The sequence below is a fragment of the Dactylosporangium salmoneum genome (genome assembly GCF_039532525.1).
GTDB lineage: Bacteria > Actinomycetota > Actinomycetes > Mycobacteriales > Micromonosporaceae > Dactylosporangium > Dactylosporangium salmoneum.
Window position 1 is genome coordinate 103,914 of sequence record NZ_BAAARV010000015.1, and the last position, 20,919, is coordinate 124,832.

Sequence of the window (20,919 nt, forward strand, 5' to 3'; positions counted from 1 at the left end):
AACCCCCGAACGGTGGGACTCCACGACGGCATTCATCTTGGTCGACCCGACGGGGATTGACCAGACCCTCGGTGATCGTGAAATCGCGCACCGGCGCGGCGCCGCCGGCCGGCCGCACACGCCGTCGCCGCCGCTGCGAGCGGTCGTCGCAGCGGCGGCGTGCCGGCGTGCCGGGCCGGGTGGTTCAGGAGCGGGCGAGGCCCCGCTCGACGGCGGCGATGATGTCCGGGCGCAGCCGCGAGGGCTGCACGATGGCGTCCACCGAGCCGACCTCCACGGCCCGCTGGATGCTGTGCACGCCGTCGAACTCGGCCGCCACCTCGCCCAGCTTCTCGGCCCGGACCGAGGCCCGCACGTCCATGAGCCGGCCGGCGAGGTCGGCCCGCTCCTTGCCGCTGGCCGCGGCGACCTTCGTCTCCAGCTCCACCACCCGCGGGTCCTTGGCGGTGCGGGCGTTGACGTCGCCGGCGAAGACGACGGCCGCGGCCGGGGCGCCGCCGATGACCGAGGCGAACGAGCCCTCCACGGCCAGGACGGTCATGTTCGGGTTGAGCGCCTTGGAGAACACCACGAACGCGCCACCGTGGTAGCGGGAGATGACGCAGAAGACGATCGGGCCGCGGAAGTTCACGATGGCCCGGCCGATCTCGGCGCCGTACTCCAGCTGCAGCCGCCGCATCGACTCCGGCGAGCCGTCGAAGCCCGACAGGTTGGCCAGCACCACGAGCGGCCGGTTGCCGCTGGCCGCGTTGATGGCCCGGGCCGCCTTCTTCGACGAGCTCGGGAACAGGGTGCCGGCGGTGTAGGTGTCGGGGCCGTCGGTGGGCGGGAAGCCCCGCCGCGGTACCGACCGGGACTCGATGCCGAGCAGGCACACCGGGATGCCGCCGAGGTGCACGTCCTGGACCACGGCGGTCTCGGCGTCGGCCATGCCGGCCCAGCGCTCCAGCACCGCGTGGTCCTGGTCGGCCAGGGCCCGCATGAGCGTGCGGATGTCGAACGCCTTCTTGCGGTCGGGGTTGTGCTCCTTGGAGAAGATCTGGCCGACCGTGGTGAAGTCGCTGTCCGGCGCCGAGTGCGGGTAGCCGGAGATGTCGCGGTCGGCCGGGTCGCCGGTGACGGCGCGGCGCGGCCGGGTCTCGCCGGGCGCGACGTACGTGTGGTCGTAGTAGGACATGAGCACGTTGCGCGCGGCCCGGAGGTCCGGCGCCCAGTACTGGGCCTGGCCGTTGGGGCCCATGACCCGGTCGTAGCCGCCGATGCCGAAGTTGTCCTCGGCCGACACGCCGCCGGAGAAGTCCAGCGACTGCTTGCCGGTGAGCACCATCGCCGAGTCCGGGGTCATGATGAGGATGCCGCGGGTGTGCATGAGCATCGTGGCCTCGGCGTTCCAGTACGGCTGCGCCCCCACGGTGATCCCGGCGACCACGATGTTGATCTCGCCGCCGGCCTGGGTGAACTCGACGATCCGCTTCAGCGCGGCGGCGACCCAGTCCATGTTCTCGGTGCCGGAGTCCATCGCGATGCGGGCGCCGGCGGACAGGGCGAACCAGTCGACCGGGACCTGCATCCGCTCGGCCAGGTCGAGCGCGGCGATGACGCGGGCGCACTCGGGCTCGGAGAGGGCCCCGAGCGCCTTCGTCGGGTCGCCGAGCAGCGCGACGCGGGTGACGCCCTCGGGGTACCGCTCAATGGGCGTGCGCACGACACCGGCCACGATCCCGGCCTTGTTGTGCCCGCGCGGGCGGTCGACGGGCACCAGCGCGCCGGTGTCGTCGAGGTCGTGCTCGGCGAAGCTGCCGCCCTGGCCGGCCAGCATCTCGGTGATCTCGTACGGGTACGTGGTGCCGCGCCGGCGGGCCGCGAGGACCTTCTGCCGGTAGTCGTCGAGCGGCTGGATGAGCGCGGTGGTCGGCGCGGTCATGGAGACCCGCATGCCGGCGTCGTACGACACCTCGAGCGCGATCTCGTTGAGCTCGCCGGTGACCGGGTCGCGCTGGCGGCCGAGGAACAGCACCTCCTCCAGGCCGGCGCCGGCGGTGACCGGCACCAGGCGCAGGGCGACGGCGGTGAGGTCGTCGAAGGTCAGCTCGCTGTGCGGCCAGCAGTAGATGGTGATCCGGTTGGTGTCGAAGCGCTTCTTGGCCGGCCGCTGGGCCTGGACCTTGCGGATGGCGTCGAGGCACGCCTCCAGCGCCCCCTCGACCGCGGGCAGGGCGAGGATGCGCCCGTCGGCGTCGCGCAGCGGGGTCAAGTCGCGGACCTGGGCCATCGCGGCGAGCCGCTCGTCGGCCGGGTTGTCCGGGGCGACGCAGCGGAAGAGGTACACCTCCTCGTCCGCCGACGGCAGCCGGGTCAGGTCGAACTTGCTCAGCCGGGGCAGCTGCAGCCGCTGCGCGATGAGCGGGTGCAGGCCGCGGATGACCCGGTCCTCGCCGATGCCGGGGCGGAAGGTGAAGTGGTGGTGCACCTCGGCGCCGGTGCGCCCGGCGACGGAGATCGTCACCCGGGCGATCCGGTCGAGCAGGCCGGCCTGGTCGATCACCTCGCGCAGCGCCGCGGCCATCGCGTCCGGGTCGGGCTGGTCGGTCCAGGTGAGGTACACGTCGGCGACCGAGCCGGCGCCGGAGAGCTCGGCGACCCGTTCGAGGGTGGCGGGCAGGTCGGCGAAGTCGGTGGCGGCGGCGACGAGCCGGAAGCGTTCGTCGTCGCGGTCGTACTCCGCGGTGAAGTACGACTGCCCGCCGACCTCGACGCAGTGCACGTCGCCGGCCCCGCGGTTGCCGTAGTACCGCCGGCTGAGCACCTCCAGCATCGGGCCGTGATCGGCGCCGGGCCGGCCGATGCGCTGGGCCAGCAGGCGCACGAGCGGCTCGGGCGAGGCGACCATCCTGGCGATGCGCTCGGCCCGGTCCGGCGCGTCCGGGTGCTCGTCGAGGTGGCGCAGGTGGCCGCGGACGGCCGCGTAGACCTCGGCCCGCTTGCGGCGCAGCATCGGCTGGGCGGCCCAGCGGAAGACGATGCTGCGGGCGAGGTCGCCCACGACCGGGAAGCGCAGCTGGGTGGCGAAGATGAGGTGCTCGAGGGCCTGGCCGACGAGCTCGCGCAGGCCGTTGCCGGGCAGCGGCTCGGTCAGCCACTGCTCCAGGAAGGCCACGACGACGCGCACGTCGGCGGCGGCCCGCTGCTGGGCGAGGAAGATCCGGAAGACCGCCTCCTCCAGCTCCGGGGTGCGTTCGAAGTCCTCGACGCCGTAGTGGGCGAGGACCCGGGCCAGCCGGGTGCGGAACGCCTCGGGCAGGCCGGCCCGGTCGACGTCGAGGCTCTGCAGGTACGCGTGGAAGTACTCCCGCGGGCTGTGCACCCGGGTGTCGGCCTTCGTCTCGTCCCCGGCCGACCGGTTGCGGCTGAGCTCGGAGAGGTCGGCGAAGACGCGCAGCAGCTCGACCTCCTGCTCCAGGGGCCGGCGGCCGAGCTCGGCGCGGGCGGCGAGGTAGCCGGACAGGACCCGGCGCTCGTCGCGCGGGTCGACGTCGTAGCCGAGCAGCAGGCTGCGCAGGTCGGCGATGCCGTGGGCGACGCGGGCGGCGGCGGAGAGCCCCTCGCGCTCGGGCGGCAGCTCCAGGTCGACGGCGGCGGCCCCGGATCCCGCCGCCGGGCCGGCGTCGGCGGTCTCGTCGCCGATCGGCTCCAGGCGCAGCAGCGGCGCGCCGGTCTCCACCTGGCTGCCGACGGAGACGAGGCACTCCCGCAGCCGCGCCTTGAACGGCGCCCGCAGGACGGTCTCCATCTTCATGCTCTCCAGCACGAGCACCGGCGCGCCGGCCTCGACCTCGTCGCCGACGGCGAGCGGGGTGGCGACCACGAGCGCCGGGGCCGGGGAGCGCAGCACGCCGCCCTCGTCGCGGCTGACCCGGTGGGTGACGCCGTCGACCTCGACCAGGTTCGTCGGGCCGTACGTGTCGGTGACGAGCCGGAAGCGGCGGCCGTTGACCAGGAACCGGCCGGTGTGCTCGTCGAAGCGGTCGAGCTCGGCGTCGACGGTGGGCGCCTCGCCGATGCCGACGCGGTAGCGGCGGGGCCCGATCTGGGCGACGCTGACCCGGTAGCTCACGCCGCGCAGCTTGAGGTCGATCGGGCGGCCGCTCTCGTGCTGCACCTGCGGGCGTCCGCCGTGCGCGGTGGACAGCAGCCGCCGGCGCTCCACGGCGGCGCCGTCCTCGTAGGCCTCGATCGCGGCGGCGGCCAGGGCGACGCCGGAGTGGCGGGTGGAGACCAGCCGGCCCTCGGCCCGGACCCGGTCGATCCAGCCGGTGTCGGCGCTGGCGTCGATGACCTCGGGCTGCTCGAGCAGGTCGAGCAGGAAGCTCTTGTTGGTGGCGCCGCCCTCGATGATGACGGTGGTCTCGGCGACGGCGCGGCGCAGCCGGCCGAGGGCCTCGTCGCGGGTCCGGCCGTAGGCGATGATCTTGGCGATCATCGAGTCGAAGTCGGCCGGGATGACGTCGCCCTCGCTGACGCCGGTGTCGACCCGCACGCCGGGGCCGCCGGGCAGGGCAAGGCGCACGATGCGGCCGGGCGAGGGGGCGAAGTCGCGGTCGGGGTCCTCGGCGTTGAGCCGGGCCTCGACTGCGTGGCCGGCCTCGGCCGGGGCGAGGTCGCCGAGGCGGCCGCCGCCGGCCACGTGGATCTGGGCCTTGACCAGGTCGAAGTCGGTGGTCAGCTCGGTGATCGGGTGCTCGACCTGCAGCCGGGTGTTGACCTCGAGGAAGGCGAAGAGCTTCTCCCCCGGGTGGTAGAGGAACTCGACGGTGCCGGCGCCGCGGTACTCCACCGCGAGGGCCAGCCGCTCGGCCGCCGACTTGAGCTCGCGGACCTGCTCGGGGGCGAGCACCGGGGAGGCCGACTCCTCGATGACCTTCTGGTTGCGCCGCTGCACGGAGCAGTCCCGCACGCCCAGGGCCCAGGCGGTGCCCTGGCCGTCGGCGATGACCTGGACCTCGACGTGGCGCGCGCCGGTGACGAGCCGCTCCAGGAAGACGATGCCGCTGCCGAAGGCCCGCTCGGCCTCGAGGCTGGTGCGCTCATAGGCGTCGACCAGCTCGGCCTCGCTGCGGACCACCCGGATGCCGCGCCCGCCGCCACCGGCCGTGGCCTTGAGCATCAGCGGGTAGCCGACCTCGGCCGCGGAGCGCTTGGCCGCCTCGAGGGTCTCGACCGCGCCGCGGCTCCACGGGGCGACCGGGACGCCGACCTCCTCGGCGATGAGCTTCGAGCCGATCTTGTCGCCGAGCTTGCGCATGGCCTCCGGGCTGGGGCCGATGAAGGTGACGCCGATCTTCTCGCACAGCTCGGCGAAGGCCGGGTCCTCGGCGACGAAGCCCCAGCCGACCCAGGCGGCGTCGGCGCGCGTCTCGACGAGGGCGCGCTCCAGGACGGCGTGGTCGAGGTACGGGCGGGCGGACGCGGGGCCGAGGCAGTAGCTGTCGTCCGCCTCGCGGACGAACGTGGCGGTCCGCTCACCGTCCGTGTACAGGGCGACGGTCTCGATCGGCGGCGCCCCGCTCTCGCCGTTGAGCTCGCGGACTGCGTGGATCAGCCGCATGGCGGCCTCTCCGCGGTTGACGATGGCGATGCGGCTGATCACCGGGCAAGCCTCTCAAAGATCCAACTCAGCTGAAAATCCGTAACAAACCTTCGTGGCTACTGGCGAGTAACGGAAACTGTCCAACCCACCACCCCACCCCTGCCAATCTTTGTAGGAACCCTCCAAACGTTTTGTTAGACACGCGCAGGCTTGGTCAGCAAGCTGGTCGCGGTGACCACGGCAAGTGTTACCACGATGACGATGAGTGACAATGACGTCGGCACGTCCGGCACTTGCGGCCAGACCGTGTGCGCCCAGTGCAGGACGAGCTTGCCGCCGATAAACGCCAGTATGACCGCCAGACCGTGGTTGAGGTGGCGCAGTTTGCCGAGGGCGTTGCGCAGCACGAAATACAACGCCCGCAGGCCCAGCAGCGCGAAGGCGTTGGTGGCGAAGACGAGATACGGGTCGCTCGTCACGCCGTACACCGCGGGCACCGAGTCGACCGCGAACACCACGTCGGTCAGGAAGACCGCGGCTACGACCAGGGCCATCGGGGTGAGCGACCGCTTCGTGCCGGCTCGAACGGTCAGCTTCGCGCCATGGTACTGCGAGGTCACCGGCATCACCCGCCGCAGCAGCCGGACCGTCCTCATCGACTCGACGTCGGACTCGCCGCCGCGCAGCACCTTGACCGCGGTCACGATCAGGATGGCCCCGAACAGCAGGAAGGCCCACGATCCGGACGAGATCAGCGCGGCACCGGCGGCGATGAACACGGCCCGCAGCGCGAGCGCGCCGGCGATGCCGTAGAGCAGCACCCGCTGGGCCAGCTGCGCCGGCACCGCGAACGCGCCGAGCAGCAGCATGAAGACGAACAGGTTGTCGACCGACAGCGACTTCTCCACCACGTACCCGGTGAGGAACTCGACGCCGGCCTCGCCGCCGTGGGCGAGCCAGACGTACCCCGCGAAACCCATCGGCAGCGCCAGGTAGAACGCCGACCAGCCGACGGCCTCGCGCATCGGCACGTCGTGCGGCTTCCTGGTCAGCCAGAAGTCGACGGCGAGCAGCCCCAGCAGGACGGCGACGGTGACGGCCCAGAGCATGGGCGAGGCGATGGACATCGGGGCTCCCTCGAACGCGTTGCCGACGTTCGAGGTCTCTCCCACCCCCTGCGGGGCGACCGCCCGGAAGCCGCACGGGCGGCTCGTACTGACCGGGTCGGCCTGTCGGGATACTCCCCTCGGCCGCCCAGCGTACGGGCCGTAGCTGGACGTTTGCTGAACGCCGGTACAGTGCGGCGGTGAGTGCGCGGGGCGTCTACCGGGCGACGATGCTGGCCGTCATCGCAGGTTGCGTCCTGGTGTCGTACCTCGTGCTGACCCACCGCGACGAGCCCTCCCCGAAGCTGCAGGCCGGCCCGCGCCCCGACTTCCAGCTGCCGTTCCCCTGCGGCGAGACGTGGCTGCTCACGACGTACCCCGGCCACGACGACTACGACATCGACTTCTTCGCCGCCACCGGCCCCACGGCCGGCCGCACGGTCATCGCCTCCGCCGCCGGCACCGTGACCTGGGCCGGCTACAGCGCCACCCTGTCCGACGGCACCCAGGCGGCCCCCGGCACCTCGGGCACCCGCGGCGGGCTGGGCTACGGCGTGATCCTCGACCACGGCGGCGGCTGGTTCACGGAGTACGGCCACCTCGCCTCCTCCCCCGCGGTCCACACCGGCGACCGGGTGCCGCGCGGCGCGGTGCTGGGCCAGGTCGGGCACACCGGCTCGACCACGGTCGACCACCTGCACTACGAGCAGCTGGACGACACCCGGGACCCGCGCCGCACCCGGGGCGTGGACGACAAGGTCGAGGCGGTCTTCGACGGGGTGCCCTCCGGGATCACGTCGGACGGGAGCGCGGGCACGGGGCCGTTGCGCGTCGACGGCCCGCAGTCGCCGGACCAGACCCGCACCAGCCGCAACTGTCCAGCGGAGTAGCCCCCGGCCCGCCAACAACCATCGCGCGCCCGCTCATAAGCCGGGCGGCGGCGGGTATCGGCCGGCGGTGGCTACGTCACTGCTGCCGGACCGCAAGTCCCTGCCGTTCCACGCCATGTCCGCCGACGAGGCGCTCGCCGCCCAGCGGGTCGAGGCACCGTCCGGGCTGACCGCCGAGGAGGTGATGCGGCGCCGCGAGCAGTACGGCCCCAACCGGTTCGCCGAGGGGCGGCGGGAGCCGAGGTGGCGGGCCTTCGCGCGCCAGTACGCCGATCCCATGCAGATCGTGCTGCTCTGCGCCGGCCTGGGCAGCATCTGGCCGCTGCGGCAGACGGGAACCGGGCTGCTGCTGATCGCCCTCACGCTGCTCAACGCCGTGCTCGGGCTGCGGCAGGAGGGGAAGGCGGCGGCCGCGGTCGGCGCGCTGCAGCAGGCGATGGTCACGATGGCCCGGGTGCGCCGCGGCGGGGAGCTGGCCGCGGTGCCGGCCGAGGACCTGGTGCCCGGGGACGTGGTCCTGGTCGAGGCCGGCGACCGGGTGCCGGCCGACGGGCGGCTGGTGCGCAGCGCGCGGCTGGAGATCGACGAGTCGGCGCTCACCGGCGAGAGCCTGCCCGTGGCCAAGGACGCCGAGGCGGTGGCCGGCGAGCAGGCGGCGCTCGGGGACCGGGCGGACATGGCGTACATGCACACGAGCGTCACCCGGGGCACCGGCGAGCTCGTGGTCACCGACACCGGGATGGCGACCGAGGTAGGGCGCATCTCCGGGCTGCTGCAGGCGGGCAAGGAGGCCGAGACGCCGCTGACCCGGCAGCTGGGGCGGCTGACCAACCAGATCCTGCTCGTCGCCGGGGTGGCACTGGCGCTGTCGGTCGGGCTCAACCTGTACCGCGGCAACACCTTCGGCGTCGTCTTCACCGCCGCCATCGCCTTCGCGATCTCGGCCATTCCCACCGGGCTTCCCGCCGTGGTCACCACCATCCTGTCGCTGGGCACGCAGCTGCTGGCCCGGGCCGGGGCGATCGTGAAGCGGCTGCGCTCGACCGAGACGCTCGGCTCGACGTCGGCCATCAACTCCGACAAGACCGGCACGCTGACGCTCAACCAGATGACGGTGACGGAGCTGGCGATCCCCGGGCGGCGGTACACGGTCAGCGGCGACGGCTACGCCACGGCCGGCGACATCCGCCACGCCGCCGGGCAGCCCGAGGTGCCGCTCGAGCCGTTCCTGCTGCCCATGGCGCTGGCGAGCGACGCGGTGGTGAGCGACGGCGAGCTGGTCGGCGACCCGACGGAGGGCGCGCTGGTGGTCCTCGCCGCCAAGGGACGCCTCGACGTTTTGTCGACGCGGCAGCGGTACCCCAGGATCTCCGAAATCCCCTTCGACGCCTCCTACAAGCTCATGGCGACGTACCACGCGATGACCGACGAGTCGGGCCGCGAGGTGGTCCGCTGCTTCGTCAAGGGCGCCCCGGACCAGCTGCTCGCCCGCGCCTCGCACGTCGTGGCGCCCGGCGGGGACCCGGTGCCGCTCGACGACGGGCTGCGCGGGAAGTACCTGGCCGAGAACGAGCGCCTGGCCGGCCAGGGCCTGCGGGTCATGGCGACCGCCCGCCGCGACTACGACCCGGCCTCCTTCGACCCGCGTGGCGACCTGCTCGGCTCGCTCGGCGGGCTCACCCTGCTGGCGCTGGCCGGCATCCTGGACCCGCCGCGCCCGCAGGCCCGCGAGGCCATCGCCAAGGCCAAGGCGGCCGGCATCCAGGTGCGCATGATCACCGGCGACCACGCGGTGACCGCCGGGGCGATCGCCCAGCGGCTCGGCATCGACGGGCGGGCGATCACCGGCGCCGAGTTCGCCGCGCTGAGCGACGCCGAGGCCCTGGACCAGGTCGACGGGATCGGCGTCATCGCCCGGGTCACCCCGCAGGACAAGGTCCGCCTGGTCGAGATCCTGCGCCGGCGGGGCCACATCGTGGCGATGACCGGCGACGGGGTCAACGACGCCCCGGCGCTCAAGCAGGCCGACATCGGCATCGCGATGGGCATCACCGGCACCGAGGTCTCCAAGGAGGCCTCCGCCATGATCCTCACCGACGACGACTTCGCCACCATCGTCAAGGCGGTGGCCATCGGGCGGGCGCTGTACGACAACCTGAAGCGGTACGTCTTCTTCCAGATGGCCGCCCTCATCGGCTTCATCGCCACGTTCCTCGGCGCGAGCGTGCTGGGGGTGGCCGCGGGGGTACCACTCCTGCCGCTGCAGACGCTCTGGGTGAACTTCACGACGCAGGTCCTGCAGGCGATCGGCCTCGGCTACGGCAGGCCCGAGCCGGACCTCATGCGCCGTGCGCCCCGCCGGTCCAACGAGGCGCTGCTGCCCGGCCGCACCCTGGGTTGGCTCACGGTGCTCGGCGTGGTGATGGGCGCGGCCACCCTGGCCGTGGTCGCCGCCGGGGGCCGCACGATGGGCCTCACCGCGTTCTCGATCATGAACCTGGTGCTGTCCTGGACGGTGCTGAGCGAGACGCGCTCGGTGTTCAGCCTCGACACGTTCGACGACCGCCGGTTCCTCGTCACCTCCGGCCTGTCCGTGCTCGCGATCCTGCTGGCCACCGAGTTCGGCCCGCTCCAGCGGCTGCTGCACACCGAGGGCCTCTCCCTCGCCCAGTGGCTGGTCTGCCTGGCCGCCGCCCTGCCGCTGCTCGTCATCACCGAGGCCCGCAAGGCCGTCCTGCGCCAACGTCAAGAACTCCGCGCCGAGGCACGGCTGGCCGAGTGACGCACGCCACTGCACTCAGGAGGTGGGCAGGACCTGCCGCTCGGCCTGCTCGACCAGCTCCAGGGAGTCCTCCGGGCCGAGGCGGCGCTCGCAGAGGTACCCCAGCGTCGACCACGTGGCGTCGGCGACGGCCTCCGGCGGGAACGCCTCGAGCAGGTGCCCCTCGCCGAGCTGGGCCCGGATGAGGGCCTCCGCCGCGGCCGGGTCGACCTCGATGTCCTGGACCATCCCGGCGACGAACCCGGTGACCTCGTCCGAGGGCGTGTCCTCGTCGAAGAGGCTGCGCACGGCGAGGGCGATGGCCGCCTGCAGCACCTGCGTGTCGTGCTCCTCGGGCGGCTGCTCGGCCGCCCGGGCGGCGGCCGCCTCGTCGCTGTTCAGCAGCGCGACCAACACCGCACCGACCCGGGACCGCGGTGCCCAGGCCCCCTCCTGCTCGCTCCCCATGCAACGAGTCTTACACGGCGGGCGATCTCCGCCGGGCGGGCGCCGTCCGCATCCCGGTCTCACACGGCGCGCAGCTTCGCCCGGTTGGGCGCCGTCCCCATTCCGGCCAGCAGCGCGGCGAGGCGCTCGCCGTCGCGCTGGGCCTGGCCGGCGCAGCACGTGTCCACCAGCACGTGCATCTCGCCGAGGCCGGCGGCGAGGTGACGCAGGCGCAGGGCGTGGTCCTCGAGCTCGCGGTCGGAGTACGTGACCGGCACCCCGCCCTCGTGCCCGTGGAACCGCACGAGCGCGGGCTCGGCCGTGGCGGCCAGCGGCGTCGAGTCCAGGCACACGTACGAGGCGTCGTGCTCCTGCAGCATCCGCAGGGTCCGCAAGGCCTGGCCGCCCTCGAACCAGGACGGGTGGCGAAGCTCCACGGCGGCCCGGCGCGGGGCGCACCGCTCGATGGTGTCGAGCACCCGGCGTACCGCCCGCTCCCCGTGGGCCAGCCAGGCCGGGAACGCCAGGGTCACCACGCCGAGCCGCCCGGCGTCGTCGAGCGGGTCGAGGGCCTGGTGCAGCCGGTGCCACAGCTCCTCGACCGCCTCCTCGGGCAGCTCCCCGCGGCGCAGCTTGACGTTGCCGTCGACGCCGTCGGGGCGCAGGTCTGCCGGCAGCGCGGCCAGGCGCGTCGGGTGCCCGGTCAGCAGCCCGAAGGCCTTCACGTCGAAGGTGAACCCGTCCGGGGTGGCGGCGGCCCAGCCTTCGGTCGTCTCGACCGCCGGGATGGCGTAGAAGCCGGTGTCGGCCTCGACGAGGTCGAACCGGCTCGCATAGTAGGCGAGCCGGTCCGCCGCCGTGCGCACCGACCGCGGGTACCAGCCCGAGGTCAGCAGGTCCCGGTTGGCCCAGGACGACGTACCGAGGCGAATGACAGCCATGGAGTTCATGAGACCGCCATCTGCCCGGCACGGCAAATCAGCCGGGTTCCTCCTCGGCTGTGGGTTCTCAATGGACCTGATCCGGCACTGGCTGCCCGCCTCGCCGCTAGGCGCAGCAGTTGCGCCCCGGCCCGCGGTGTCCGTGGCAGAAGTCGAATCCCGGGGTCCTCATACGATGCGCTGGTGGAGAAGCATGGCGCGGAGGGTCGGGAGCGTTCGTACCGGAAGGCTGCGGTGCGACGTGCGGAGATCCTGGCCAGGGCTATCGAGCTGTTCGCCGAGCGGGGTGTCGGTGCGTCGCTGCGGGCGATCGGTGAGGCGATCGGGGTTTCGCATGCGGCGTTGCGGTACTACTTCCCGTCGCGGGACGAGCTGCTGGTCGAGGTGTACCGCGCGCACGAGCAGGGTGAGTATGACGACCCGCCGCCGGATTCGGTGTCGGCGGTCGGGGTGATGGAGCGAAGCGCCGAGCGCAATCGCGCGATTCCCGGCCTGGTCGAGCTGTACGCGACGCTGACCACCGACGCGCTGCAGGGCGAGCAGCACCCGCTGACCCGCGACTTCGTCCGCGACCGGTTCAGCGTGGTGCGCGGGCATCTGGCTGATCGGGTCCGCGCCGGGCAGCGCGCCGGCGCGATCGCCGCGGACATCGATCCCGACGACGCGGCCTCGCTCGTCATCGCCGCGTCGGACGGGCTGCAGCTACAGGGGCTGCTCGACCCGGAGGCGGTCGACGTACGCCGGGCGCTCGCGCTGCTCGAACGGCTGCTCCCGGCGTCGCCGCAGGTGGATCAGCACGACCGAGCTTGAGCGGTCGTCCTTGACCGCAGATTCTTCCATTGGAAGAATCTGCGGCTGCGGGCATGCCCGGCCAGCCGCCAAGGCCGGGTCGCTGCTCCGCGACGTGATGTGGAGGCACCGCCGATGGCCCTTCCCGAGCAGGTCCAGCCGACCGATCCGGCGCTCGATGAGCCGGTGGCGCAGGCGTCCGCGCTACGGCTGACGCTCGCGTCGCCGCTGTACCGGGGCGCGACGCTCGCGGTGTTCCTGTCCGCGCTAGGGTTCTCGGCGGCCGCGCCGCAGATCGCGTCGTTCCTGGTCAACGAGCTGCACGCGTCGCTGACCGCGGCCGGGCTGTTCTACCTGACGAGCCTGACCGCACCGGTGGCCGGATACCTCGTCGGCCGGCGCTCGGACCGCACCGGACGGCGGCTCGGGCTGTTCCGGGTGTGCGCCGTCGCCGGGTCCGTGGGCTGGGCGGGGATCGCATACTCGACCGAGCTGTGGATGCCCTACGTCATCAGCGCCGTGATCGGCGCGTTCGGCGGCGCCGCCACGTCGCAGCTCTTCGCCGCCGTCCACGACGAGCTCAAGGCCCACCCCGGCCCGAACAACGACGGCGTCGTCGCCGTCGTGCGGATGGCTCTGACCGGCGGCTGGGTGGTCGGCCCGGTCGCCGGATCCTTCCTCGCCGCGCAGACGTCGCTGCGCACGATGCTGCTGGCCACTGCGGTCTGCACCCTCGCCCAGATCGTGCCGCTCGGCCTGCTCCGCACGGCGTCCGCCGTCCCGGCCGGACCCGACGACCCGGGCGCGGGCCACCGCAGCCCGGGCCTGCGGGCGATGCTGCCGCTGCTGGCCTTCACCGGCCTGTACGTGCTCGTGTACGCCGGCGAGCCGATCAAGTACGCCTACCTGCCGATCTACATGAACACCCAGCTGCACCTCCCGGCCGGGCTCAGCGGCGCGATCATCGGCATCCAGCCGCTGGTCGAGATCGTGCTGATGCCCGTCGCCGTCATCGTCGCCCGCCGGACCGGCATGATGCAGCTGATGGTCCTCGGCGCCGGGTTCGGCGTCGCGGCCAACATCTGCTTCGCCGTCACCGGCAACCCGGTCGGTCTGTTCGCCGGGCAGATCCTCATGGGCGGCGTCTGGGGCGTCTTCGCCACCCTCGGCATCATCGTCGCCCAGCGCCTGCTGCCTACCGCCGTCGCCACCGCGTCGGCGATCTTCATGAGCTCCACCGCTCTCGCGTCCGCCCTCGGCGGCGCCGCCGGCGGGGTCGGCGCCGCGGCGGTCGGACTTCCGCGGGTGTTCCTCATCCCGGCCACGCTGGCGCTGGCGGCCGTCGTCGGTCTGGCCGCCACGGCCCGCTCCGTCCCCCGAGAGCATTGAGCCCGATCCACCCGAACATCAACGGACGGTCACCTACCCTAGTGCCGCCGGAGCCCATCGAACAGCTCGAACGTCGGCGCGTAATTGATCAGAACCACCGAGATGGAGCCCGCCGAAGCTGTCGCAACTCAGTTGATCCGAAGCTGCTCCCGGGCGGCCACCGGATCAGGTTCAGTGCGAACCAACATCCGCGTCTCGAAATGCATACGCCGGCGCAACAACGCTCCATGTCCAATGGGGGCATGAACCACAACGCATCCCTGTCAGCACCGCCCCGCCGCACGCGCAGGACCGTGCTCCTCGTCCTGGCGATCCTCGGCGTGGCGAGCGCCGCGTTCGTCGTGCGGCGGCCGCTCATGATGTCCGCCCCGAGGTGCATGGCCGGGCGGTGGCACGGCTGCTTCGACACGGACAACGGTGTGGTGCTCATGACCCTCGTCGGGCTGCCGCTGGCCGCGCTGGCGGCGTGGGCCCTGGCTCGCCTTCGGCCGGCCGGCGGCGGCACCTCGGCATGGCGGATGTCGCTGGCCGAGGTGGGCATGGTCTACGGGACGGTGCCGCTCGTCTGGTTGACCATGATGCCGGGTCCCGGGGCCGGCATCGTTCCCGGCCGGGTGAGCCTGGTACCGCTGCGCGACCTGGTCACGATGGGGCCGCTCGGGATCTTCGGCAACCTGCTGATCTTCGCGGCGCTGGGCTTCTTCGCCCCGATGCGGTTCGCGGCGCTGGCGTCGGTGCCGCGGATCCTGGCGCTCGGGGCGGGCTGCTCGATCCTGGTCGAGACCGCGCAGTACGTCCTGCGGCTGGACCGGGTGTCCTCCGTGGACGACGTGCTGGTCAACGCCGTCGGCGCCGCGCTGGCCGCACTGGCGTCCCGCCCCTGGTGGCGGCGGTCGGCTACGTAGTGCGGTCGGCCGCCGGCTTGCCGCCCTCCGCGGGTGCCGGGTGTGTCGCGGGGAGCGGGCGGACGCTGGTGGCGATGAGCGCCGCCACGGCGAGCAGCACCGCGACGACGGCCAGGGCCCGCAGCACGGTGACGTGGTGGCCGAGGAAGCCGATGGCGGGCGGGCCGCCGAGGAACGCGCAGTAGCCGATCGAGGCGATGACGCTCACGCGCGCGGCGGCCCGGCGCGGTTCGTCGCCGCCGGCGCTCATGCCGACCGGGAAGCCCAGGGAGGCGCCGAGGCCCCACAGCAGCGTGCCGGCGAAGGCGTAGGCCGGTGCGGGCCCGAACACGAACAGGGCCACCCCGGCGATGCCGATCAGGGCGAGGATGCGCACGACCGCGGTGCGGCCGTAGCGGTCCAGCAGCCGGGGGCCGAACCAGCGACCGATGGTCATGGCGGTCAGGAACATCGCGTAGGCGATCGTGCCGAGCGCGGCCGGGACGTGGTGGCCGTCGATCGCGGCGACGTTGATCCAGTCGTTGCCAACACCTTCGGCGAAGGCGAAGGCGAGGACGAACAGGCCGATGAGCAGGGTGCGGGGCTCGCGCCAGGCGGCCAGCGCCCCGCCGCGCGGCGACGGCTCGCCGGCCGCCGGTTCGTCCGCGTCGTGGTCGACGACGAACCGCCGGGCGTACCGGACGACGGCGAGGACCACGAGCACGGCCACGACGGTGAGGTGCACCGCGACGGACACGTGCAGCGCCACCATCACCGCGCCGACCAGCGCGCCGGCCACCGTGCCGAGGCTGAACCCGGCGTGGAAGCGGGACATGATCGACCGGCCGAGGTGCCGCTCCACGACCGTGCCCTGCACGTTCATCGCCACGTCCCAGGCGCCGTTGGCGAAGCCGAGCAGCACCAACCCCGCCACCACCGGTGCGACGCCGACCAGCGAGCCGAGCGCGGCGACGACCAGGCCGACGCCGAGCAGGACCGCCATGATGCCGACCGTGCGGGCCGAGCCGATCCGGGTGACCAGCGGGCCGGACAGCGGGAGCGCCACCAGCGAACCGGCCGCGATCGCGAGCAGGACCAGGCCGAGCGAGGCCGAGTCGAGGCCGAGCCGGTCGCGCACCTGCGGAATGCGGCAGGCCCAGCTGGCGAACGCGAAGCCCGAGCCGATGAAGGCCACGTAGGTCGCGGTGGTGGCATCGCGGACCGTTGCCCGGGTGAGCGGCGCGACGGTGGTCGAGGTCATGCGGGGTCCTCCAAGCCGAACGGGGCGGACCGACCGGAAGACACCCAGGTCCCGCCTGTGTACGACCGTACATACGCTGTGTACGACTGTACATAGCGGCTAGCGGGGGATTCCAGCGCGAACGCGGGCAGGATGCGTACGATCGTACACACGACCATTGGCGCGGACGGCCGCTCGATGCGGGAGCGGGCGCCGGAGCTTGCGGAGGTGACGGCATGAGCGCGACCAGCACAACGCAACCGGCCGCGGCACGGCGACCGCGGCGGCTGGACCCCGGGCGGCGGGACCGGATCATCGACGCCGCCCTCACCGTCATCGCCGAGCGGGGCGTGGCCGGGGCGTCCCACCGCGTGATCGCCCGCGCGGCCGACGTTCCGCTGGGATCGATGACCTACCACTTCGCCTCGTTCGACGAGGTGCTGGTCGAGGCGTTCACCCGGCACGCGGACGCCGTGGCCGACCTCTTCGACGAGCGCCTGGGCGCCGCCCGCGACCACGACGAGGCCGTCGAGGCCGTCGTGAGCCTGATCTGGGACCACCTGATCAGCGGAGGCTCGGACCGCGACCTCATCCTCACCGTCGAGCTGTACGGCGCGGCCGCGCGCAACCACGCCCTGAAGGCCGTCACCCAGGCGTGGATGGCCCGCAGCCGACGTGCCCTGGAGCAGCACTTCGACGCCACGACCGCCCGCGAGCTCGACGCGTTCATCGAGGGCCTGGCCCTGCACAGCACCCTGTCCACCGATCCGATGACCAAGGAGCAGGTCCGCGCGGCCATCCACCGGCACCTGCACTGAAATCTGAACACACTTCCAGACACTCCGAACAGAATTTGTGTTCGGAGTGTTGCCTTAGTCGGTCCTGCCGTGTTCAATAGCGGCATGACGATCAGCGACCGCCACCGGCGGATCCTCGACGCCGTCCAGCAGGCCGGCCAGGTCGGCGTCACGCGGCTGGCGGAGCTGACCGGCACGTCCGAGATGACCGTGCGCCGGGACCTGGAGCAGCTGGCCGACCAGGGGATGCTGGAGCGCTACCGCGGCGGCGCCCGCAGCCTCGTCTTGCGTGGCGAGGAGCCGCCCTTCGCCGTGCGCTCCCACGAGGGCCAGGACGCCAAGCGCCGCATCGCCGAGGCGGTCGCCGGCCTGATCGCCGACGGCGAGGCCGTCGTCCTCGACAGCGGCACCACCTGCCTGGAGGTGGCCCGCCTGCTCGCGCCGCGCCGGCTCACGGTTATGCCGCTGTCCATGCACGCGGCCAACGCCCTGGCCGGCGCCCCGCAGCTGCGGCTGCTGCTGCCCGGCGGCGAGCCCCGCCCCGACGAGCTCGCGCTGACCGGCCCCCTCGCCGAGGCGTCCCTGGCGGCGCTGCGTTTCGACACCGCGATCCTCGGCTGCTGCGGGCTGACCGCGGGCGGGATGACCGCCTACGACCTCGCCGACGCCGCGATCAAACGCGCGATCATCGCCGCCGCCCACCGCGTCATCGTGGCCGCGGAACCGGCCAAGTTCTCCCGCACGGCGCTGGCGTTCGTGGCGCCCGTCTCCGCGTTCAGCATGGTGGTCACCACCGACGACGCGGACGACGAGCACACCAACGCCCTCACCGCCGCCGGCACCATCGTCCACAAGGTCTGACCGACATGCCCGACGCCGTCCTGTTCGATCTGTTCGGGGTCATCGCCCGGCACCAGTCCCCGTCGGGCCAGCGCGCGCTGGCCGCGATCGCCGAGGCCCCCGGCGATGCGTTGTGGGACGCCTACTGGCGGCTGCGCCCCCCGTACGACCTGGGCCAGGTCGCCGGCGCCGAGTACTGGCGAAGGGTCGCGGCCGCATTGGGCACCGCGTTCGACGAGGACCGCGTCGCCGCCCTCATCGCCGCGGACATCGCCAGCTGGAGCGCCGTCGACGACGACATGGTCGCCCTGGTCGAACGGACCGCCGCGGCGGGCGTGCGCCTGGCGCTGCTGTCGAACATCCCCGAGGAGCTCGCCGCGCACTACGAGCAGCACCACGGCCGGTGGCTGCGGCACTTCGGCCTCGTCGCCTTCTCCTGCCGCATCGGCCGGGCCAAGCCGGACGCCGGCGCGTACCTCTGGTGCTGCCGCGAGCTGGGCCTGTCCCCCGACCGCGTGCTGTTCATCGACGACCGCGCCGAGAACGTGCACGCCGCCGAACGCCTCGGCCTGCACACCCACCTGTTCACCGGCGCCGCCGCGGCCGACCAGGCGATCGGCGCCGCCGACATCCGTCCCGACCGATCTGGGAGACTCTCGTCATGGCCCGTATCGGGGTGATGCTGCCGCGGGACCTTCCCGCGGACCAGGTGCTGACCTATGCGCGCAGCGCCGAGCGGCTCGGCTTCGACGAGCTGTGGGTCGTGGAGGACCTGGGCTTCCGGGGCGGCGTGGCCCAGGCCGGCGCCGTCCTGGCGGCCACGTCGCGCGTCGTGGTGGGGATCGGGATCATGCCGGCCGGGGCGCGCAACGCCGCGTTCGCCGCGATGGAGCTCGCGACGCTCGCCCAGCTGTTCCCCGGCCGGCTGATCGCGGGCATCGGGCACGGGATGCCGGACTGGATGCGGCAGGTCGGCGCGCGGCCGGCCAGCCCGCTCACGTTGCTGCGCGAGCACGCGGTCGCCGTCCGCACGCTGCTGCGCGGCGAGCCGGGACCGGCCGCGGGGCGGTATGTCGACGTCGAGGGCGTGGTCATCGGCGAACGGCCGCACGTGGTGCCGCCGGTCGTGCTCGGCGTGCGCGGCCCGAAGTCGATCGCGATCGCCGGGCAGGTTGCGGACGGGGTGCTGCTGGCCGAGCCCGCCGCGCCGCCCTACATCGCGGACTCGGTCGAGCGCCTCGCGTCGGCGTCGCCGGAGGTCATCACCTACGACGCCGCGGTCGTCGGCGACGACGGGCGGGCGGCCCGCGACCTGGTGCGGCCCGGCCTGGCCTGGATCGGCGAGCCGGACTGGGCGCCGCACCTGGCCGCGCTGCCCTTCGCGGCCGACCTGGCGCGGCATCGCCAGGCGTCGCCGAGCCGCGAGGAGTTCGCCGCGACGATGCCCGACGAGTGGGTGCGGGAGCTGTCGCTGGCCGGGACGCCCGACGAGACGCGGGCCCGGATCGCGGCCCGGCACGCCGCGGGCGCGACGAGCGTCGTGATGGTCCCGGCGGAACCCGACCCCCTCGGCGCGCTGCCGCGGCTGGCACAGGTGGTGTAGCCCGGCTTCCAGGGACGTACCACTGGCGAGGGCAGAGATCGGGCGGCTGCCGCGTCGATCGTCGCATGTCTCTTTCCGAGGGTTGACAAGGGTCGTACCGAACCGAGTAAGTTGCACAAAAGCCAGGACCGATCGCGGTCGATGGCTGCGCTTACTGGCACGTTGCAGTACCACCCCGCCCAGCCCAGGAAGGGGCACCCGTGAGAAGTTGGACCCGGGCGACGATCGCCGCCACGGCGTCGCTCGCCGCCGTCGCCGGCGGACTGGCCGCCACCGCCACCGAGGCCGCCGCGTTCGGCGCCGCCACCCCCGCCGCCGTCGTCAACTACCTGCACACGATCAGCGGCAACCACATCGTCAGCGGCGTGCACAACAAGGAGCCGCTGAGCAACCCCTCCGCCTACACCGCCCAGGCACACACCATCACCGGCAAGTGGCCGGGCCTGTGGGGCGGCGAGCTCGGCTTCCGCGCCGACGACATCGCCAACCGCCAGACGATGACCAACCAGGCCAAGACCGAGTGGACCAACGGCTCGCTGGTCGCGCTGACCTGGCACATGTGCCGCCCCGACGTCTCCACCTGCGAGTTCGACGGCGGCGTCAACGGCAGCAAGCTCTCCGACGCCGAGTGGAGCTCGCTCATCACCAGCGGCGGCTCGCTCAACAACGCGTACAAGGCCAAGCTCGACACCGCGGTGCCGTACCTGCAGCAGCTCAAGGACGCCGGCGTGCCGGTGCTGTTCCGCCCGCTGCACGAGATGAGCGACGGCTGGGCGTGGTGGGGCGGGCGCTCCGGCGGCAACGGCAGCGCGAAGCTGTTCCAGATCACCCACGACTACCTGCTGTCGAAGGGCCTGACCAACCTCATCTGGGTCTGGAACGTCAAGGACAACGGCAGCTCGAGCTCGGTCGCGGGCTTCTACCCCGGCGACGCGTACGTCGACGTCGTCACCCTCGACCCCTGGAACCACGGCTACCCGCCGTCGGACTGGTACTCCGCCATCGTCAGCGTCTCGCACGGCAAGCCGATCGCGCTGGCCGAGGTCGGCAACATCCCGTCCGCCGCCCAGCTGTCGGGTCAGCCGCTCTGGTCCTACTTCATGATCTGGTCCGAGTACCTGACCTCGTGCAACTGCAACTCCGCCATCCAGGCGACGTTCAACAACTCCCGCACCCTGAGCCAGGGCCAGTTCACCATCGCCGGCGGCGGGGGCGGCGGCGGCTCCCGCACGGGCGCCATCACGGGCATCGGCGGCAAGTGCGTCGACGTCGCCGGATCCAACACCGCCAACGGTACGGCGGTGCAGCTGTACGACTGCAACGGCAGCAGCGCCCAGCAGTGGACCGTCGGCACCGACGGCACGATCCGGGCCCTCGGCAAGTGCCTCGACGTGACCGGCCAGGGCACCGCGAACGGCACGGTGCTGCAGGTCTGGGACTGCAACGGGTCCGGCGCCCAGCAGTGGACCGCCCTGCCGGACGGCCGCCTGCGCAACCCCCAGTCCGGCCGCGTGATGGACGACCCCGCCGGCTCCACCGCCAACGGCACCCGCCTGCAGATCTGGGACGCCAACGGCAACGCCTGGCAGGTCTGGCACCTGCCCGCCTGATACCGGGCCGGGCCCGTTGTTGTGCCAGGATCGCA

At 72.9% G+C, this 20,919-nt stretch carries 15 protein-coding genes; 10 read left to right on the forward strand and 5 right to left on the reverse strand.

The annotated features are described in order from the left end of the window. Positions 1–184: 184 nt before the first annotated feature. Positions 185–5,647 (reverse strand): ATP-binding protein, encoded by a 5,463-nt coding sequence (locus tag ABD352_RS07595; protein WP_344611506.1) that lies wholly within the window; start codon positions 5,645–5,647, stop codon positions 185–187. Positions 5,648–5,781: 134 nt separating this feature from the next. Continuing rightward, positions 5,782–6,714, reverse strand: coding sequence for a TerC/Alx family metal homeostasis membrane protein (locus ABD352_RS07600; protein ID WP_344611507.1), 933 nt, complete (start codon positions 6,712–6,714; stop codon positions 5,782–5,784). Positions 6,715–6,893: 179 nt separating this feature from the next. Between ABD352_RS07600 and ABD352_RS07605 the strand changes: the two genes are divergently transcribed. Next, positions 6,894–7,583, forward strand: a complete 690-nt coding sequence (locus ABD352_RS07605) for a M23 family metallopeptidase (protein ID WP_344611508.1) — start codon at positions 6,894–6,896, stop codon at positions 7,581–7,583. Positions 7,584–7,650: 67 nt separating this feature from the next. Then, positions 7,651–10,365 carry a cation-translocating P-type ATPase gene (locus ABD352_RS07610; RefSeq protein ID WP_344611509.1) on the forward strand — a complete coding sequence of 905 codons (2,715 nt, stop codon included), beginning with the start codon at positions 7,651–7,653 and terminating at the stop codon, positions 10,363–10,365. A gap of 15 nt (positions 10,366–10,380) precedes the next feature. On the opposite strand, the gene ABD352_RS07615 is transcribed toward ABD352_RS07610, so the two are convergent. Then, the gene (locus ABD352_RS07615; RefSeq protein ID WP_344611510.1) at positions 10,381–10,812 is read right to left on the reverse strand and encodes a hypothetical protein; all 432 of its coding nucleotides are present in this window, start codon (positions 10,810–10,812) and stop codon (positions 10,381–10,383) included. A gap of 59 nt (positions 10,813–10,871) precedes the next feature. After that, entirely contained in the window at positions 10,872–11,732 is an 861-nt protein-coding gene (locus ABD352_RS07620) for a DUF72 domain-containing protein (RefSeq protein WP_344611511.1), read from the reverse strand. A gap of 183 nt (positions 11,733–11,915) precedes the next feature. Here ABD352_RS07620 and ABD352_RS07625 point away from each other — a divergent pair, with 183 nt between their 5' ends. From ABD352_RS07625 to ABD352_RS07635, 3 genes are all read left to right on the forward strand, one after another. Beyond that, the gene (locus tag ABD352_RS07625) at positions 11,916–12,542 is read left to right on the forward strand and encodes a TetR/AcrR family transcriptional regulator (protein WP_344611512.1); all 627 of its coding nucleotides are present in this window, start codon (positions 11,916–11,918) and stop codon (positions 12,540–12,542) included. A 114-nt stretch (positions 12,543–12,656) separates the two neighbouring features. Next, a complete protein-coding gene (locus ABD352_RS07630; protein WP_344611513.1) occupies positions 12,657–13,910 on the forward strand; it encodes an MFS transporter in 1,254 nt (417 codons plus the stop codon). A gap of 242 nt (positions 13,911–14,152) precedes the next feature. Beyond that, the gene (locus tag ABD352_RS07635; protein WP_344611514.1) at positions 14,153–14,815 is read left to right on the forward strand and encodes a VanZ family protein; all 663 of its coding nucleotides are present in this window, start codon (positions 14,153–14,155) and stop codon (positions 14,813–14,815) included. Here ABD352_RS07635 and ABD352_RS07640 read toward each other — a convergent pair. Further along, positions 14,808–16,055, reverse strand: a complete 1,248-nt coding sequence (locus tag ABD352_RS07640; RefSeq protein WP_344611515.1) for an MFS transporter — start codon at positions 16,053–16,055, stop codon at positions 14,808–14,810. The genes ABD352_RS07635 and ABD352_RS07640 overlap by 8 nt on opposite strands. A gap of 215 nt (positions 16,056–16,270) precedes the next feature. Here ABD352_RS07640 and ABD352_RS07645 point away from each other — a divergent pair, with 215 nt between their 5' ends. The 5 genes from ABD352_RS07645 to ABD352_RS07665 all read left to right on the forward strand — a co-directional run bounded on the left by ABD352_RS07645 (position 16,271) and on the right by ABD352_RS07665 (position 20,884). After that, positions 16,271–16,852: a TetR/AcrR family transcriptional regulator gene (locus ABD352_RS07645; protein ID WP_344611516.1), complete on the forward strand. Its 582-nt coding sequence runs from the start codon at positions 16,271–16,273 to the stop codon at positions 16,850–16,852. A gap of 84 nt (positions 16,853–16,936) precedes the next feature. Then, on the forward strand, positions 16,937–17,692 hold the full coding sequence (locus ABD352_RS07650; RefSeq protein WP_344611517.1) for a DeoR/GlpR family DNA-binding transcription regulator: 756 nt from the start codon (positions 16,937–16,939) through the stop codon (positions 17,690–17,692). 5 nt (positions 17,693–17,697) lie between these two features. Next, on the forward strand, positions 17,698–18,351 hold the full coding sequence (locus tag ABD352_RS07655) for an HAD family hydrolase (protein WP_344611518.1): 654 nt from the start codon (positions 17,698–17,700) through the stop codon (positions 18,349–18,351). Further along, entirely contained in the window at positions 18,333–19,274 is a 942-nt protein-coding gene (locus ABD352_RS07660) for an LLM class flavin-dependent oxidoreductase (protein ID WP_344611519.1), read from the forward strand. The genes ABD352_RS07655 and ABD352_RS07660 overlap by 19 nt, the downstream gene beginning before the upstream one ends. Positions 19,275–19,474: 200 nt before the next feature. Beyond that, positions 19,475–20,884, forward strand: coding sequence for a glycosyl hydrolase (locus tag ABD352_RS07665; RefSeq protein WP_344611520.1), 1,410 nt, complete (start codon positions 19,475–19,477; stop codon positions 20,882–20,884). Positions 20,885–20,919: the final 35 nt, after the last annotated feature.